Source organism: Stappia sediminis, from assembly GCF_009826895.1.
In the GTDB taxonomy this organism is placed as follows: Bacteria; Pseudomonadota; Alphaproteobacteria; order Rhizobiales; family Stappiaceae; genus Hongsoonwoonella; species Hongsoonwoonella sediminis.
Genome location: NZ_WUMV01000001.1, coordinates 185,816 through 203,128, shown reverse-complemented (window position 1 = coordinate 203,128; position 17,313 = coordinate 185,816). Strand labels below are relative to the sequence as shown.

The 17,313-nt window shown below is 61.2% G+C and carries 16 protein-coding genes and 1 other annotated feature; of the genes, 7 read left to right on the top strand and 9 right to left on the bottom strand.

Annotated features, from left to right (window positions below):
- Window positions 1-54: 54 nt before the first annotated feature.
- Window positions 55-279 (top strand): tautomerase family protein, encoded by a 225-nt coding sequence (locus GR183_RS00975; RefSeq protein WP_160773720.1) that lies wholly within the window; start codon window positions 55-57, stop codon window positions 277-279.
- A 60-nt stretch (window positions 280-339) separates the two neighbouring features.
- Here the strand turns inward: GR183_RS00975 and ettA are convergent, their stop codons facing one another.
- Window positions 340-1,995: an energy-dependent translational throttle protein EttA gene (gene ettA / locus GR183_RS00970; RefSeq protein ID WP_160773719.1), complete on the bottom strand. Its 1,656-nt coding sequence runs from the start codon at window positions 1,993-1,995 to the stop codon at window positions 340-342.
- A gap of 211 nt (window positions 1,996-2,206) precedes the next feature.
- Here ettA and GR183_RS00965 point away from each other — a divergent pair, with 211 nt between their 5' ends.
- Both GR183_RS00965 and GR183_RS00960 read left to right on the top strand, forming a co-directional pair.
- Window positions 2,207-2,464 (top strand): YMGG-like glycine zipper-containing protein, encoded by a 258-nt coding sequence (locus tag GR183_RS00965; RefSeq protein ID WP_160773718.1) that lies wholly within the window; start codon window positions 2,207-2,209, stop codon window positions 2,462-2,464.
- A 322-nt stretch (window positions 2,465-2,786) separates the two neighbouring features.
- Window positions 2,787-3,005, top strand: a complete 219-nt coding sequence (locus tag GR183_RS00960) for a hypothetical protein (protein WP_160773717.1) — start codon at window positions 2,787-2,789, stop codon at window positions 3,003-3,005.
- Between the two features lie 53 nt (window positions 3,006-3,058).
- On the opposite strand, the gene GR183_RS00955 is transcribed toward GR183_RS00960, so the two are convergent.
- Window positions 3,059-3,970, bottom strand: coding sequence for a fatty acid desaturase (locus GR183_RS00955; protein WP_160773716.1), 912 nt, complete (start codon window positions 3,968-3,970; stop codon window positions 3,059-3,061).
- A 170-nt stretch (window positions 3,971-4,140) separates the two neighbouring features.
- On the opposite strand from GR183_RS00955, the gene GR183_RS00950 reads away from it, so the two are divergent.
- From GR183_RS00950 to GR183_RS00940, 3 genes are all read left to right on the top strand, one after another.
- Window positions 4,141-4,995, top strand: a complete 855-nt coding sequence (locus GR183_RS00950) for a helix-turn-helix domain-containing protein (RefSeq protein WP_160773715.1) — start codon at window positions 4,141-4,143, stop codon at window positions 4,993-4,995.
- Between the two features lie 132 nt (window positions 4,996-5,127).
- Window positions 5,128-5,183 (top strand) — a sequence feature (sul1 is cis-regulatory element that is thought to sense ions involved in sulfur or methionine metabolism; They are found in Alphaproteobacteria).
- 74 nt (window positions 5,184-5,257) lie between these two features.
- On the top strand, window positions 5,258-6,742 hold the full coding sequence (locus GR183_RS00945) for a SulP family inorganic anion transporter (protein WP_160773714.1): 1,485 nt from the start codon (window positions 5,258-5,260) through the stop codon (window positions 6,740-6,742).
- Window positions 6,742-7,614: a universal stress protein gene (locus GR183_RS00940; RefSeq protein ID WP_160773713.1), complete on the top strand. Its 873-nt coding sequence runs from the start codon at window positions 6,742-6,744 to the stop codon at window positions 7,612-7,614. The genes GR183_RS00945 and GR183_RS00940 overlap by 1 nt, the downstream gene beginning before the upstream one ends.
- 12 nt (window positions 7,615-7,626) lie before the next feature.
- Here GR183_RS00940 and GR183_RS00935 read toward each other — a convergent pair whose 3' ends face one another.
- The gene (locus GR183_RS00935; RefSeq protein WP_160773712.1) at window positions 7,627-8,202 is read right to left on the bottom strand and encodes a glutathione peroxidase; all 576 of its coding nucleotides are present in this window, start codon (window positions 8,200-8,202) and stop codon (window positions 7,627-7,629) included.
- A 425-nt stretch (window positions 8,203-8,627) separates the two neighbouring features.
- On the opposite strand from GR183_RS00935, the gene GR183_RS00930 reads away from it, so the two are divergent.
- Window positions 8,628-9,458, top strand: a complete 831-nt coding sequence (locus GR183_RS00930; RefSeq protein WP_160773711.1) for a hypothetical protein — start codon at window positions 8,628-8,630, stop codon at window positions 9,456-9,458.
- Window positions 9,459-9,549: 91 nt separating this feature from the next.
- Here GR183_RS00930 and GR183_RS00925 read toward each other — a convergent pair whose 3' ends face one another.
- The 6 genes from GR183_RS00925 to GR183_RS00900 form a co-directional block, all read right to left on the bottom strand.
- Complete coding sequence (locus GR183_RS00925) at window positions 9,550-10,641, bottom strand: cyclase family protein (protein ID WP_160773710.1); 1,092 nt, start codon at window positions 10,639-10,641, stop codon at window positions 9,550-9,552.
- Window positions 10,642-10,712: 71 nt separating this feature from the next.
- Window positions 10,713-12,029 carry a TRAP transporter large permease gene (locus GR183_RS00920; RefSeq protein ID WP_160773709.1) on the bottom strand — a complete coding sequence of 439 codons (1,317 nt, stop codon included), beginning with the start codon at window positions 12,027-12,029 and terminating at the stop codon, window positions 10,713-10,715.
- Window positions 12,030-12,041: 12 nt separating this feature from the next.
- On the bottom strand, window positions 12,042-12,542 hold the full coding sequence (locus GR183_RS00915; RefSeq protein WP_160773708.1) for a TRAP transporter small permease: 501 nt from the start codon (window positions 12,540-12,542) through the stop codon (window positions 12,042-12,044).
- 9 nt (window positions 12,543-12,551) lie between these two features.
- Window positions 12,552-13,508 carry a TRAP transporter substrate-binding protein DctP gene (gene dctP, locus GR183_RS00910; protein WP_160773707.1) on the bottom strand — a complete coding sequence of 319 codons (957 nt, stop codon included), beginning with the start codon at window positions 13,506-13,508 and terminating at the stop codon, window positions 12,552-12,554.
- Between the two features lie 39 nt (window positions 13,509-13,547).
- Window positions 13,548-15,086, bottom strand: a complete 1,539-nt coding sequence (locus GR183_RS00905) for an indolepyruvate oxidoreductase subunit beta family protein (protein ID WP_160773706.1) — start codon at window positions 15,084-15,086, stop codon at window positions 13,548-13,550.
- A complete protein-coding gene (locus GR183_RS00900) occupies window positions 15,083-17,242 on the bottom strand; it encodes a thiamine pyrophosphate-dependent enzyme (RefSeq protein ID WP_160773705.1) in 2,160 nt (719 codons plus the stop codon). Before GR183_RS00900 ends, GR183_RS00905 begins: the two co-directional genes overlap by 4 nt.
- Window positions 17,243-17,313 lie beyond the last annotated feature (71 nt).

Genomic DNA, 17,313 nt, shown 5'->3' with positions numbered 1-17,313 from the left:
CGCTGCGAAGCTTCCGGCGAACATGCCGGCGGCAATTCGCAACGGAGAAACTCCATGCCTTTTGTAAATATCAAGGTCACCCGGGAAGGCGTGACAGCGGAACAGAAGAAAGCGCTTATCAAGGGCGCGACGGACCTTCTGGTGAAGGTTCTAGACAAGAACCCCGCCACCACAGTCGTCGTCATCGATGAAGTGGAAATGGACAATTGGGGCGTCGGAGGGCTGCCGACCGCCGAATACCGCAAGAAACTCGCCGAGCAAGCCAGCGGCGGCAAGTAGAACCCTTGTAGAAGACCGAATAAAAACGGCGGGCCGTGCCCGCCGTTTATCTTGATCGGCTTACCGCGTCAGTGGCTTGTATTTGATCCGCTTCGGGTTTGCGGCATCCGGGCCGAGGCGGCGGACCTTGTCGGCCTCGTAGTCCTCGAAGTTGCCTTCGAACCACTCCACGTGGCTGTCGCCCTCGAACGACAGGATATGCGTCGCAAGCCGGTCAAGGAACATGCGGTCGTGGCTGATGACCACGCAGCAGCCGGCGAAATCTTCCAGCGCTTCCTCGAGTGCCGCCAGCGTTTCGGTATCGAGGTCGTTGGTCGGCTCGTCGAGGAGGAGGACGTTCGCGCCCGACTTCAGCACCTTGGCGAGATGAACGCGGTTGCGCTGGCCGCCGGAAAGCGACCCAACCTTCTGCTGCTGGTCGCCGCCCTTGAAGTTGAAGGACGAGCAGTAGGCGCGCGAGTTGACTTCCCTTTTGCCGAGGTAGATCACCTCGTTGCCGTCGGAAATCTCTTCCCAGACGGTTTTGTTCGGGTCGAGCTTGTCGCGCGACTGGTCCACATAGCCAAGCTTTACGCTTTCCCCGATCTCGATCGCCCCCTCATCGGGCTTCTCCTGCCCGGTAAGCATGCGGAAAAGCGTCGTCTTGCCGGCCCCGTTCGGCCCGATCACGCCAACGATGCCGCCCGGTGGCAGCTTGAAGGTGAGATCGTCGAACAGAAGCTTGTCGCCATAGGCCTTGGTGACATTGTCGACGTCGATCACGTTCTGGCCGAGGCGCGGCCCGGCCGGAATGACGATCTGCGCGTTCGACGATTGCAGACGCTCCTCGTTCTTCTTTAAAAGCTCGTCGTAGGCCCGGATACGCGCCTTCGACTTGGTCTGGCGCGCACGCGGGCTCATGCCCATCCATTCCTTTTCGCGGGAGAGGGCACGCTGGCGGGCGGCATCCTCGCGCGATTCCTGTTCCATGCGCTTGGACTTGGCTTCCAGATAGGCGGTGTAATTGCCCTCGTAGGGAATGCCGTTGCCGCGGTCGAGTTCCAGGATCCAGCCCGTGACGTTGTCGAGGAAGTAGCGGTCGTGGGTGATGATCAGCACCGAACCCTTGTATTCGCGCAGGTGCTTTTCAAGCCAGTGGACCGTTTCGGCGTCGAGGTGGTTGGTCGGTTCGTCGAGAAGCAAGAGATCCGGCTCGGCAAGCAGGAGCTTGCAAAGCGCGACGCGGCGCCTTTCGCCACCCGACAGATTGTCGACGCCCCAGTCGCCCGGCGGACAGCGCAGCGCTTCCATCGCCACTTCCACCTGGGCCTCGAGGTCCCAGAGGTTCTGGCTGTCGATGATGTCCTGGAGCTTGGCGCCCTCCTCCGCCGTTTCGTCGGAGTAGTTCATCATCAGCTCGTTATAGCGGTCGATGATCGCCTTTTTCTCGGCGACACCTTCCATGACGTTTTCAAGAACCGTCTTGGAACCGTCGAGCTGCGGCTCCTGCGGCAGATAGCCGACCTTGGCGCCCTCGGCGGCCCACGCCTCGCCGGTGAATTCCTTGTCGAGGCCGGCCATGATGCGCAAGAGCGTCGACTTGCCGGCGCCGTTGGGGCCGAGAATGCCGATCTTGGCATCCGGATAAAACGACAGGTTGATGTTATTGAGGACCTTCTTGCCCCCGGAGTAGGTCTTCGTCAGACCGTGCATGTGATAGATGAACTGGCGCGCCATTTCGGGACTTGGTGCTCCGTGGATTCCAGATTGCGGGAAACTGGCGCGCAGTCTTAGTCGAACGCCCCGCGCGTATCAATAGAAGAGCGAAGTGATACCCTTTCGCCACCTCCGGAAATTTGCCGGCCGATACCCGGACTTTTACCAATGATTTAAGGATTTCGTACACCTTCGCCCTCGAAACGGGGGGCGCGGCTTGAAGGAGTACGACATGCGTGCAAAGCCAATCCTGAATACGCTCGCCATCTGCGGCCTCGCCCTTGCGCTTGCCGCTTGCGGTTCCAGTCGCTTCGAACGCGGCGCGTCGGGCGCCGGTATAGGCGGCCTCGCGGGAGCCGGCGTCGTTGCGGCGGCGGGCGGCCCCATTCTGGCGGGTGCGGCGGTCGGAGCGCTCGGCGGCGCGGCGGTCGGCGCACTGACGAGCGAATGCGACATCGACCTCGGACCGCAGCGCCCGAACCGCTGCTGAAAGATCTTACCCGTACGATAGCGCCGGCAGATGTGGATTTAACCGTTTGAATCGGCAGCATCTTGCGCAGCGGGCGGCTGCATCTCTTCCGTCAGGTAACGTTTTTGCGATCACTAACTGTTCAACAGCATCCGCGAAGCTGATCGCATAAGGTCATGGGATCGACACGGAGGCGGCCTATAAAATAGGCGGCAGCACACCTGGAGCATCCTGTGCCTTTGCGGGCGCAGGATGTTTCCACGTTTTGACAGTGAACGGCCCGAACTTCCCGGATTTGCGTCCTGGAACCGGCTGATCGAGCGAAGCGACAAGGGGGTTTGTGATGAGCTGGTCTTTGCTGTGGGTCGACCATTGGTCGGGTGACAAGGATGCTCTTTCTAACGGGTCGCCAAGCGGTCACGTTCGCCGGCAACGGGGAAAACGGCGGCCGACCGCGCTGAGTGACAATGCATCCGACACGACCGCTGCGGAATCGTCACCTTCCCTCGATCAGGCCCATGACGCGCTTGAGCGGATTGCCCAATACCAGCAACCTGAGTAGCGATCGTAGATCGAATACACGAAGGCCGGCCCCTCGCCGGCCTTTTTTGCGTGTCAACCTTCGTATCGGCGCGCGAAGGGATGCGGCACAGGTTCCTTGGGCCGCAGGAAATACCTTCGCAGCAGCGCGAGATATGTCGGAAAGGCATAACCGCCGTTTCGAACCAGCAAATCGTCGCGATGACGCCGGTAGAATGACGGCAGGCGATACCAGGCAAGGCCAGGGCGCAAGTGATGGGCCGCATGAAAGTTGTTGAAGAGGAAGAGCCAGGCAAGCGGCCCATGATCCTCGATGACGACGGTACGCTCTCCCGCCCGTTCCGCCGCCTGATGTTCCGCGAAAGTGCGTATCAGCAAGATTGAGAACCCGAGATAGGTGGCTGCTGCAAATTGCCAGAACGGCAAGCCAGAACCTTCGCTCAGCGCCAATGCCAGCAGGCAGAGCGCGATCAGGTGGAAGCACCAGGATCTTCGGGCCTGACGGGCCCGGTCATCGCGTTTCAAAATCAACCGGATATCCGACAGGACGAACCTAAATGTCGCAATGGCAGGCCCGAACGTGAGCCTGCCGGCCAGCGTATTGTTGAAGGCAAGGACCGCCTTCAAAGGGCGGCAAAGCCCCTGCCAGCTTGCACCCGCAAGATACCAGCTTTCCGGATCGTCGAACGGATCGGTCAGCTCGCCGGTCGCGTGATGGGCAAGATGCGTGTCGCGAAACCGGCCATAGGGAAAAATCCATCCGATCGGAATGGCGACCAAGGCCGCGTTCACGAACCCGATGCGGGTCGGATGACCATGGACGGCCTCATGCATCAGCGACCAGTGGAGCGTCGTGAAAAGACCGGTCGCCACCACCCACAATGGCGCGGGAAGACCCTGCCCACCGCCCAGGGCCAGCCAGAACCAGGCCGCGTAACACCCCAGGATCAGCACGAAGGTCGGCCATTCGATATACCGCGCGATCATTCGAATCATTCCGCATCTCCAATCGCTTCACGATTGAAGTCGCCATAAAATTCCGTTACGTCACAACGAGTCATTGCGCAACCAAACGCCAAATTTGCTGTGTTTGCGCAGCAAATACGGATAAAACAAAAATACTGCTGTTAAACGCATAAGGTCGGGATTGACGTACAATGGCTCGCCCTGCTCCTGACAAACGCCAGATCGCGGAAAGCTTCCGAGCGCGCCTCATTCAGCTTCTGGAACGCCAGTCGCTTACGCTTTCGGGATTTGCGAAGCGATGCGGCCTCGACCGTTCGGCACTCAGCCAGTTCCTCGACAAGGACGGCACGCGCCTGCCGCGCGCGGAAACGCTGAGCGCAATCGCCATAACCGAGAGCGTGAGCGTGGACTGGCTCTTGGGCTTGAGCCAGAGCGAAAACGCGCTTGGCGAAGTCGCGCCGCAGGTCGGCATCGAGCTTTCGGGAAACGGGGCGCACGAGCCCAAACTTGCCGAATGGCACAGGGAGGCGATCGGCTACAAGATCCGCTACGTGCCGGCGACGGTGCCCGATCTCCTGCGCACCGACGCGCTGTTGCGGTACGAGTTCGGCGAGGCGCAGCCCGCCCTTCTCGACGCGAAGTCGGACCAGACGAAAAGCCAGCTCGACTATTCGCGCCGGCCCGAAACGGACATGGAAGTGGTCATGCCCCGCCAGCGGCTTGAAGACCTCGCGTCAGGGTCCGGTATATGGGGTGGCCTGTCGCGCGGCGAACGCGAGGCGCAGCTTCTTTATATGGCGGACCTGCTGGAGGAGCTCTACCCGACGTTCCGGCTGTTTCTTTATGACGGGCGGCAGCACTTTTGCGCGCCGCTGACGATCTTCGGGCCCAAGCGGGCGGCCATCTACCTCGGCAGCATGTATATGGTGGTTCACTCGGTGGATCAGATCCGGGCGCTGACCGCGCGGTTCGATCACCTGATCCGGGTTTGCGAAGTCGGCGCGGACCGCGTGCATGAGCATATCGCGGCACTTCAAATTCACTGACGACAAAATACCTCGCAATCCTCCAAGCAAATCGGCCCCGACAGCACAAATTTTCACTCCGAATTGCACGAGATTTACGCGCCCCTCATGTTGCATTGCGGTATAAATCCGTAGTATTCCCCATGCATCTCATCCGGTCCCGGTGAAATTCCGGGTGGCTATTCCGGCCGCTTATCCGCCGGAAACCCTGACAATCTTCAGTTCGCCGCGCGGATTGCCCTGCCCGATCCGCGCCGTACCATGTTTTGATCCTGGACGGTTCATGTTCTCAATCGATGCCTATCGCCAGCAGTGGTTCGGCAACATCCGCGCGGATGTCCTTGCCGGTCTCGTCGTAGCACTTGCCCTCATTCCCGAAGCCATCGCCTTTTCGATCATCGCCGGTGTCGACCCGAAGGTCGGGCTCTACGCCTCCTTCTCGATTGCCGTGATCACGGCAATTACAGGCGGACGACCCGGAATGATTTCCGCCGCAACGGCCGCGACCGCCGTGCTGATGGTCACGCTCGTAAAGGAATACGGGCTGCAGTACCTGCTGGCGGCGACCGTGCTTGCCGGGTTCATTCAGATCGGCGCGGGCCTCTTGAAGCTCGGCTACGTGATGCGCTTCGTCTCGCGCTCGGTGATGACGGGTTTCGTGAACGCGCTGGCGATCCTGATCTTCATGGCGCAGCTTCCAGAACTCATCGGCGTGCCGTCTCTTACCTATGTTATGGTCGCTGCAGGCCTTGCAATCATTTATCTTTTCCCGTTCGTCACGAAATCCATCCCCTCCCCGCTGATCTGCATTATCGTGCTGACCACGGTGTCGATTGCGCTCGGACTCGATCTGCGCACCGTCGGCGATATGGGCGAGTTGCCCTCCACACTGCCTGTTTTTCTCATTCCGGATATCCCGCTCAACCTCGAGACGCTGATGATCATCCTTCCCTATTCGGCGGCCGTCGCGGCGGTGGGCCTGCTGGAATCGCTGATGACGGCGCAGATCGTCGACGATCTCACGGATACGCCCAGCGACCGGAACCAGGAGTGCATCGGCCAGGGCGTCGCCAATACGGCGACCGCCTTCATCGGCGGCATGGCCGGCTGTGCGATGATCGGCCAGTCCATGATCAACGTGAAATCCGGCGGGCGCGGGCGGCTTTCCACCTTCTGCGCCGGCATCTTCCTGCTCTTCATGATCGTCGTCCTTGGCGAATGGGTGAAGCAGATCCCGATGGCGGCCCTCGTCGCGATCATGATCATGGTGTCCGTCGGCACCTTCAGCTGGTCGTCCATCAAGAACCTCAAGGATCATCCGCGTTCTTCGTCTCTGGTGATGCTGGCGACCGTCGTCTCGGTGGTCTTCACGCATAATCTCGCAATCGGCGTGCTTGCCGGCGTGCTCCTTTCCGGCATCTTTTTTGCCTGGAAGATCGCACAGATTTTCCGCGTCACCTCGACGCTTTCGGAAGACGGAACGGCGCGCACCTATGTCGTGGAAGGGCAGATCTTCTTTGCTTCCGCCGATGATTTCGCCGCCGGCTTCGACTTCAAGGAGGCGCTGGAGAAGGTCACGATCGACGTGAGCCGCGCGCACATCTGGGATATTTCGAGCGTCGCAGCGCTCGACATGATCGTGCTGAAGTTCCGCCGCGAAGGGGCGGAGGTGAAGATCGTAGGGCTCAACAAGGCAAGCGAGACGATCGTCGATCAGCTCGCCATTCACGACAAGCCCGGCGCACTCGAAAAGCTGATGGGGCACTGATGAGCACTGAAAACACCGAAAAACGGCTGATCGCCCTTGTCGACGGCTCCGTCTATTCGAAGAGCGTGTGCGATCATGCCGCATGGATTGCCGGGCGCACCTCCGCAGCCGTGGACCTTCTGCATGTCATCGGGCGCCGCGAAACGGCGAGCGCGCCGACGAACCTGAGCGGCAATATCACGCTTGGCGCGCGCACCGCCCTTCTGGAGGAGTTGAGCGCGCTGGACGAGCAGAAGGCCAAGCTCGCCCAAAAGCGCGGCCGCGCGATCCTCGAAGATGCCAAGGAAATCATCGAGGCCGACGGCATCAACAAGGTTTCGGCGAAACTCAGGATCGGCGACATCGTCGAGACCGTGAGCGAGTTTGAAAAGAATGCCGAAATGGTGGTGATCGGCAAGCGCGGCGAAGCAGCCGATTTCGCCAAGCTGCACCTCGGCTCCAACCTTGAGCGGGTCGCCCGTGCGTCGAAAAAGCCGGTCTTCGTGGCGTCCCGCGCGTTCAAGCCGATCAAGCGCTTCCTGATCGCCTTCGACGGCGGGACGAGCAGCATGAAGGCGGTCGATCATGTTTCGCGCAGCCCGCTGTTCGCGGGCCTGGAATGCCGGCTTCTCATGGTCGGCACGGAGACGGCGGAAACACGAAAGAAACTCGACGACGCACGCACCGTGCTGGAAGCCGGCGGCTATGAAGTTCGCTCCGGCATCGTGCAGGGAACGCCGGAAACGGCGATCGCGGCGACGGTCGATTCCGACGACATCGGCATTCTGGTGATGGGCGCATACGGCCATTCGCGCATGCGCAGCCTGATCATCGGCTCCACGACGACGGAGATGGTCCGCTCGTGCAAGATCCCGGTGATGCTGTTCCGGTAAGAAACCGCTGCGTCAGGAACCGGATTTGTCGGAGCCGATTTTCGACAGTTGATCCTCGATCGCCTTCGTCACGCGCTTCGACGACGGGCTGACCGTCGTCGGAAACCACGCCACGAGAGCGCCGTCCGGGCCGACGAGGTACTTGTGAAAGTTCCAGCGGGGTGCGGCTTTCGCGCCAAGCGCTTCCCGCGCCCAGACGTAGAACGGATGAGCACCGTCGCCTTTCACGACTTCCTTTTCCGTCAAGGGAAAGTCGATCGAGAAATTGACCTCGCAGAATTGCTTGATCTCCGTCTCGCTTCCCGGCTCCTGGCTGCCGAAGTCATTGGACGGAACGCCGAGGACGACGAGGCCACGGTCGCGGTATTTTTCCCAAAGGGCCTGAAGATCCGAATACTGATGGGTAAAACCGCAGAAACTTGCTGTGTTGACGACAAGAACGGCCTTGCCGGCATAGCCTGAAAGCGGCAATTCGTGGCCTTCGATGGCGGTGAAGGTGAAGTCATGCGCGGATCTGCCGGTATCCGCCGCGTTCACCGAAGAAGCGCCGAAGAACAGTGATAGCACCATGGCAAGCCGTACCAGCATGTTCGATTTCCCGGTTGATCGCAATTTCCTACGCCTTTCGGCGCATTGCGGATCACCGGCAAGGATAGCAGCAACCGGCGTCGAGAAAGGTCAATTTCACGGCAACCCGGGCAACCGATAATTCCGGGCGGGATAATTCGAACGCCTTTTAATTCCTGCAGGCCGAACGCCAAATTTGCGATAAAAAACCACGCGCTCCAGGGGTTAACCCATCGAAATGATCGGGGCGGGAGCCTTCCCGTCAATGTTCGCCCAGGAAAGACGATCTTCCCTCTGTGAGCGTTTTGAATTGACGCATTCACGGACATTACGAACGGAAGCAGCGGACGTTCTGCGAGCCAGCAGAAATAAACGTAATTATAGATATTGCCTGATATTTATTGTAACGTAATATTGACAAATGGCGCCAAAAAGGAAGAAATAATATGTTTCTGATACAAAAAATGCCTAATTATGACGCCCTTTTTCCAAAACTTAATCTAATAAATAATTTCAAAAAAACTTTATGCATGATTTTGGCAATAGCATTTGCGCTCATTTTTTCCGCCTCATTGGGCGCCTTTGCGGCAGAAATACCTCAAAACGCACATACCAAAGATTACGGGCAAGGATGGGAGTGCGATGACGGCTACATCGAGGACAAAGGAAAGTGCTTGGCGATAACGGCGCCCGAAAACGCTTATCTGACAGGCAATCGCTACGACGGCGGCTGGGAGTGCAATTTCGGCTTTCGACAAGAAGGCACGGCCTGCGCGACCATCAAGGTTCCGGAAAACGCCTACCTGGAAGACAGCTATCACGGTCTCGGCTGGAAATGTCGTAGGGGCTATCAAGCTACAAACAGCGGCTGCGTCGCGATCAAAATTCCTGAAAACGGCTATTTGAACGCCCGATCCTACGGCGACGGATGGGAATGCGACAGAGGGTATCGCCCCGTTGGCGATGGATGCGAATTAATCAAGGTGCCCGAGCATGCATATCTTTCGAATGACACCTACGGATCGGGCTGGACTTGCGAGCGAGGATACCGGGCGGTCGAGGACAAATGCGAAGCCATATCGGTTCCCCAGAACGGTTATCTTTCGCAATCGGGCGACAGCAAAGGCTGGGAGTGCGAACACGGATTTCGCGAACATCTTGGCGCCTGCACAAGGATCGCCGTACCCGCGAATGCCCATATCGATTTTCTCGGCAAAGACTGGAAATGCAACCGCCCGTATCAAAGAAAGGGCGGCGGTTGCATACTGTCTCCTTAGTCCATTGAATTCCTGCCTGTCTTCCAGCAACTAAGGCTCGCGCCCGACCGAAGCGCCCTCCGGCCGGGCTGCAATGCATGCGCAGTATCGCTCAGCCGCCCTGAGGCGCGCCGATCGCCACGGGCCGGACCGGCGAACCCGATGCGCCTTTGGAGCGAAGCGGCAGGATGATCGCGCAGGAGGTCCAGACCTTGTCGGCGGCGATCTCCTTCAGTCGAACGTTCTGGATGTTGTGGATGCCGTTCACCGCAAGGTTCAGATGGTGGATGACGAAGGGAAGCCCCTCCTCCATACCCTGCGGTGGGGCGGCCTTGCCCTGAAGCTGGCCATCGGCGACCGGATCGGTGAAGGGATTGTCGAGGGCGATCAGCACGACGTTTTTCTCAGCCAGCATTTCCGCGGCGTCACGCGCGAGCCCCGGCCCCATGGTGTAATAACGCTTGGATGCTTCCGCATCGTCCCAGAGCGCGCCCCAGCCGGTATGGATGAAGACGACGTCGCCCGGCACGATCCCGCGCCAGGAAAGCCCCTGCGCTTCCAGCATCGCCTCGATATCGGCGGCGGTGACGAGCGTGCCAGGTTCGAGCGGCTTACCGCCGTTCAGATGCGCCGCAGCGTCCAGCAGCACGGCGGAGGTGACGACCGGCTGGGCATGCTCGATGCCGAGCTTCAAAAGCGGGCTGTCCGGAGTGGGCTTCACCTCCGACTGCGGACGCCCGCCGTAATATGTCGCGCCATCAGCCGGAAAATCGCCCTCGCCCGTCCACGGCTCACCGAGGTAGGCGAAATGGCCGAGCGCATCCATCTGCGTGCCCTGAGCGCCCGGTTCGCCGGACTTAACATTCTCGCCGTTGAAGGCATGGCGGGTTCCGGGAATGCCGACCGTCGGGCGGTACTCATAGGCAAGCGGCGCGCCGAAGGGCGACATCGGCATGTCGTTGGAGCGAAGGTGGCTGAGCTCATAGACCTTTGCACCCGGCTTCGTGAGATGAGCCGCGCAACGCAGCCAGGTGCCGGGCCCTTGCGTGTTGGCCATGCCCGCCTGATCGCCATCCGCCCAAGGCGCTGTGGGGGTCTGTTCGAGCGAACGCTGGAGCAACGCGCGATCCTCATCGCTCTGCGCAAATGCCACACCCGAGGCGAGCAATGCCGCGAGGCCTGTTAGAAGTGCGAGCTTCCTCATGTTCCATCCTCCCTTGAAATTGCGATCAACGCCCAAAGGCAGAAGTCGCCATTGTCCCGAAAGGCGGAGGCCTACCGGGCGATCTGGGCGGGCAGCCAGGTACCCAAGCCCGGCAGCCAGACGATGGCTGCGAGAACGGCTAGCTTGATGACTACGAATGGTAGTATGGCAGCGTAAATCTGGCGCATGCCGATGCCCGGAGGCGCGACACCGCGCATGACGAACAACAAAAGGCCGAAGGGCGGAGTGAGCAGGCCGATTTCCATCGTCAGCAGGTAGACGACGCCGAGCACGAGATCGTTGATGCCGACACTTTCGGCAAGCGGCACGAAGACCGGCACGGTGACCATGAGCATGGAGACCTGATCGACGAAGCAGCCGAGCAGGAGGAGAAGCAGGATCATGCCGACCAGCACCTCGGTCGGTCCAAGCTCGAAGGCTGAGATCGTGCGGATGAGGCCGCCGGTTGCGCCCGAAAAGGAAAGCACCTGCGAGAACGTCTGGCTGGCGGCGATGATGAAGAGGATCATCACCGAAAGCGTGACCGTCTCCATGATCGCCTTCTTCAACCCCTCCCAGCTGAGCGAACGATAGGCGGCACCCACGCCGAGCGAGGCGAGGCAGCCAAGGGCCGCCGATTCCGTGGGCGTTGCGATGCCGGCAAGCAGGCTGCCGATGACGACGGCGAAGAGGATAGAGAGCGGCGCGACATAGATGAAGAACGGACGCCAGCGCTCGGCAAGCGTCATCTCGGGAAGATCGTCCGGCGGGGCAAGCTTGGGGTTGGCGATGCTGCGCCCGACAATCCACACGACGAAAAGCACGGCAAGCAGAAGTGCCGGAATAACGCCGGCAACGAGCAGGCCAGCGATGGAAATGCCGGCGAGGCTGCCGACAAGAACGGCCAATGCCGAGGGCGGGATCAGCATGGCGATGGCGCCGGAAGCCATGATCGGCCCCATGGCCATCGACGGATGATAGCCGCGCTTGAGCATGCCCGGCAAAAGGGTGGAGCCGAGCATGGCCGTATTGGCGATGGTGGAGCCGGAAAGGGCGGCGAAGATCGTGCCGCCGAAGACGGTGACGACGCTGAGCCTGCCGGGAATGCGGGTGACGATGCGTTCTACGGCGTCAATGGCGCGATGGGCGACGCCGGTCTGGAACAAAAGCTCGCCCATGAGGATGAAAAGCGGGATCGGCGCGAGCTGGAAATTGGCAATCGACTGCGCGGCGTTGCGCGCAAGCTGAACGAGGCCGCGCTCGCCGCCCAGAACCTCGAACGCGCCCACAAGGGTAACGGCAAGAAAGGCGAAAGCCACCGGCAGGCCAAGAAGAAGCAGGGCACCGAGACCGCCAAGCATCAGCGCAAGCGCGAGTTGCCATTCCATATGCGAGTTGTCCTAAAGGCCGGTCGCGGCACGCTCAGCCGATGCCGGTCGCGCGAGCTTGCGCAGGAATTCGATGAAGATGAGCGCCATCGACAAGGGAGCGACGGTGAGCGTCCACCACTCCGGAATGACGAAGGCGGTACGGATCATGGATCCGCGCGTGAAGGAGAGGTCCAGCGCCTCAAGCGCGTACCAGAGGAAGACAGCCGAGACAGCCGCGCCGAGCAGGTTTACGGCGATATCGGCGATGCGGCGCGCTCCGGGCCTGAGGCTTCCGGTCAGAAGGTCGACCGTCACATGGGCGTTGTTCGCCAATACCCAGGGAGCGGCCAGGAAGGTTGCGGCGAGAAGGCCGTATTCGATCGCATCCAGAAGACCGTAGATCGACGTGCCGAACGCATTGCGCAGGACGACATTCACGGGGATGAGGATCGCTATGCTCGCGAAGATCGCGCCCGCCAAAGCGGCGAGCGCGACCAGGAGCCGATCGAACCATTGGTCGAAGCGGTTCATTGCCGGACCTTACTTGACGAGGCAGGCCTGAAGCTTTTCGGACAAGTCCGCATCGACCGCCGTCACCGCGGCCCAGCCTTCGGTCTGTGCGGTTTCAAGCCACAGATCGCGGTCGGCATCCGAAAATTCAATGGTCTCGATACCCGCCTCGGCCTGTTTTCCGGCTTCCTTCGCATTGATGTCGACGTTCTCGGCGTTCTTCGCCTCGATCCACTTCGCGCCCTCCTCAAGAACGGCGCGCTGCTCGTCCGTCAGTTCGTTCCACTTGTCGAGATTGACGAGGAAATTCACGTCGACCTGATAGAAGCCGGGATCGATGCGGTATTTGGTCTGCTCGTCCCAGCCGAGATCGGTCACGCCCTGGACCGGCCAGCCGTATCCATCGATCGCGCCGCGTTCCAGCGCGGTATAGACCTCGCCCGGAGCCGTGCGAACGAGCGTTGCGCCGAGCTTTTCGAACATGGCGCGGTAGACCGGCGTGGTGCGGATCGTGAGGCCCGAAAGGTCTGGCTTGTCGATGGGCTTCGTCAGATAAAGATGGAACTCGATGTGGTCACCGGTGCGGGCCAGGAACTTCACGTTCATATCCTGCTGGTGGCGCTGGTCGATGAGGTCGAAACAGCCGTTTTCACGCTGTTCCTGCACGGTGTTGGTGGCAAGATGCAGCGCATCGCCCCAGGCAAGCAGGTTCGGATAATAGGCGGTCGTGTTGTTGGCGATATCGACGACACCGGTCGATACGGCGTTGCCGAGCTCGAACGGCGGCACGGCTTCCGGCCCGCCGACAAGTTCGATCTGCACCACGCCCTTGCCGTTATCATTGACCCAATCGACGAAAGCCTCGAAGGGGCGCGAAAAGGTGGTGCCCGCCGCAAAGGCGCTGACGCCGCGAAGCGTGACTTCCTCGGCCAATACAGGCGAGGCGGTAATAGCCGCTATGGCGGCGGCGAGCAGAATGCGTTTCATTTCATGTCCTCCCGTTTGCGGTTTTCCGGTTCGCGCTCCTCACGCGAAGGATTTCACTGTTTTCAACGCCCCTTCCAGGGCTTCCCCCTTTTCATCCTGGAGAGCGGCTTCGCGCAGGCGGCGAAGCCAGTCCGCCGCATCCGCCCGGCCATCAAGCATTTCGAGCGCCGAAAGCACGCGGTCGAACTTCGAGGTCCCGCGCGAATGAGTGTCGCTATATCCTTTGATCAACCGGCGGCAGGCGAGAATTTCCACGCCCAGCGCATAGTCGCGTTTCGCCGTGTCGAGAGCTAGTGCGTACCAGCGCTCAAGATGTTCCAGCTCGATCTCGTGACGGCGGAGCGAGCGGCGATACCGACGCAAGCCCGCAAGCAGGTAAAGCGCGCCGAACCAGAAGAGACCGTCCGTCCGCACGCGGCGCCCGCAGTTGATGCGCCGGTCAATCCAGGCGAAGAGACGAGGCCGTGCCTCGATCCAACGCGCCCATTTGGCCGGCAGAACGCCTATCGCCTCTTCCGCGCGCGGATGCATGAATTCCGTGAGATGCAGGACGTGCTCGCCGCTGACGTGCATCTCGCCGCGAATGCGCGAAAAGCGGGAAGCCCGTGTCTTCAGGTCCGCGACGCGGATGACATCGTCATAGACCATGGCGTTGGCGAGATACTTCGCTGCCATGTCCGTCAGCGCCCAATCGCGATTGGCGCTGTCGATCGCAAGCACCCGATCGAGACGGTCGAGATATTCCGCGCCATAGGCGGGATCGAGAAAATCCACGACCTTCCTCAAACCCGCTTGGGCCATATCCCGCGCAGGCTCCGGCAGCGCGGCGGCGCGCGCTTCAAGCCTGCGCCATTCCTCCAGCGCCTTCGCGGGGCCTTGAGGTTCGCCAACACGCGGGGTGCCGGGAGCGCCCTCGCCCTGTTTCGAAGTCTCGCCTTCTTCCGCCCGCGCCCAGGCATCGGCAAAGGCGCTGAGGCTCGCCTCCACACCGCGCCCGCTTGCGCGGATCGTCGCCTCGAACTCCGAACGCGGGAACGGCAGCGCGCCGGAACCGCCGAGCGCGCCGAAGAGGCTTGCCGAAATCACACTGCCCGCACCCTCGGCGATCTTCTGCATGTCGAAGAGCACAAGCTCCTTCGCGGCGATGGCCGCCGCCGTCGCAACCTCTTCCGACGAGGCGAGCCCATCACCCGGCACCGTCTTTTCAGCCGTGGCATAAGCCCGGTGCGAGGAGGCGATCAACACCGTGCGGTCCGGCGTGACGAAACCGCGCTGGATGGCGCGTCCGGCCTCCATAAGCTCGGCGGCGAGCAGGATATCGACATCGCCTTCCGCCGGAGACAGCGCGAAAACGGGCGCGCGGCCCTTATCCGGCGCTGCCTCGATATAGTAGATCGTCGCGCCCGTGCGCTGCGCGACACCGGCAACGGAAGTGACCTGCGCGAGCCAGCCGCGACGCCGCGCGAGATCGGCGATCCACGTAGACAGCACGCCGCCGCCCTGCCCGCCCAGCGCAAGCACGGCGATCTTGATGACACCAGCCATCTGGGAATGAATTTCGCCTGGGCGCGCGGTCATGCCGACACCTCATCGAAAGTCAGGCGCCGCCTGGCCCGGCGCGCCTGAAGCCGGGCGATGATGCGGGAGCGAAAGCCCGACAACCAACGCTCGAACCCGCGCGGGTTGTGAACCACATCGGCCCGGTAGAAAGAGGGACAAAGCACGGCGGCATCGGCCACTTCGCCGCAGTTGCCGCAGCCGACGCAAGATTCATCGATATGGGCGACCGGATCGTCCCTCAACGGATCGTCGAGATGCTTCACCGTGAGCGAAGGACACCCCGAAAGCCGCATGCAGGCATGATCGCCCGTGCAGACATCCTCATCCACGCCGAAGCGCGGCCTGACGACACGCTCTCCCAACTTGATCGCTTTCGTCGCAATCGGCTTTTCGCGCCGCTGCCGGTTCAACATGCATTCCGACGAGGCGACGATGACCTTGGGGCCTTCCGTCTCTGTTGTCAGCGCCTCGCGCAACGTGTCGCGCATTTTCGGCACGTCATATGTGCGGTCGATGTGGCGCACCCATTTAACGCCAAGCCCCTTCACCGCATCGACGATGGAATGGCCCGTGGAGCGGCTTGCGTTCGGCGCGCGGGTCGACAGTATGTCCTGCCCGCCGGTGGCGGCAGAGTAATTGTTGTCGACGACGACGATGACGCCGTCTGCCTTGTTGTAGACCGCGTTGCCGATGGAGGAATTCAACCCGTTGTGCCAGAAGCCGCCATCGCCGATGAAGGAGATCGTGCGTTTCGCGCCCGCCGCGTTGAAGGCGGATGCGGAAGCCGGGCCGAGGCCATATCCCATCGTCGACGAGCCGATCTCGAACGGCGGCAGCGAGGCGAAGAGATGGCAGCCGATGTCACCCGCTATGTGGTGGGAACCGAGTTCCTGCTCGACGAGCTTGGTGGCGGCGAAGATCGGCCGTTCGGGACAGCCCGTGCAAAAGCCCGGCGGGCGCGGCGGCACGACGCCTGACAGATCCGGCGTATCGGGCTTTGACGACTGCGGCTCGTTGGGCGCGCGGGCGGCATCCGGCAGAAGCTCGGCCCCGTGGGCATGGAGGAACTTGCCGATCCCTTCCAGCATCACACGGCCAGTGTATTCGCCGGCCATCGGCAGGAAATCCTTGCCCGCAAGCTTCACGGACGAGCCAGCCTTGTGAAGCATCGCGCCGAAGGTTTGCGCGATATGATCCGGCTGGCCCTCTTCCACCACCAGAACCGACCGCTTGCCCTCGCAGAATTCAAGGAATTCGCTTTCGATCAGCGGATAGGTAACGTTAAGGACATAAAGGGGAACGCTCGTCTCGCCGTGGATGTCGGCAAGGCCGAGACGCTGCAGCGCGCGGATGACGCCGTTGTACATGCCGCCTTGAAGGACGATGCCGACGGGAGCCTTTTCCGGGCCGAAACGCTCGTTCAGCCCACGCTCACGAATGAAGCTTTCCGCAGCCGGCCAGCGCTTCGCGATCTTCTCCTGCTCGTGTTGGTAAGACGCAGGCGGCAGGACGACGCGCTGCGTGTCGCGCCGGGGCGCGTTCTGGGCTTCCGCCACCGTCATCGGCGGGCGCTTGTTATCCTTCGCCGGGAAGGAGCCAGTGACATGGCACGCACGAATGCGAACCTGGAGCATGACCGGCGTGTTGGAGGCCTCGCTAAGCTCGAAGCCGTCTTCCACGGCCTTGACGATCGAGGGCAGGTTCGGGCGCGGATCCAGAAGCCAGACCTGGGACTTCATGGCAAAGGCGTGGCTGCGTTCCTGCATGATGGAGGAACCTTCGCCGTAATCCTCGCCGATGATCAGCAACGCACCGCCAGTGACCCCGCCCGAAGCCAGATTTGCAAGCGCATCGGAAGCGACGTTCAGGCCGACCGTCGATTTGAAGGTGACCGCACCGCGAATGGGATAATGCACCGATGCAGCAAGCGTCGCGGCGGCAGTCGCCTCCGACGCGCTCGCCTCGAAACGCACGCCGTATTCGCCAAGCAATTCCTCTGCGTCAGACAAGACATCCATCAGATGCGAGATCGGCGCGCCCTGATAACCGCCGACGTAACCGACGCCGCACTGAAGCAGCGCCTTGGTGATCGCAAGGATGCCTTCGCCGTGGAACTCCTCGCCGGCGCGCAAGCGCAAATGCTCCACTTCCTTCGCGAACGACCTTTCGGCCAATTGCCTCTCCCTTGCGTAAATCAGGCTGTCGTCAAATTACATCCATATGCATATATTCAAGCTTAAAACAT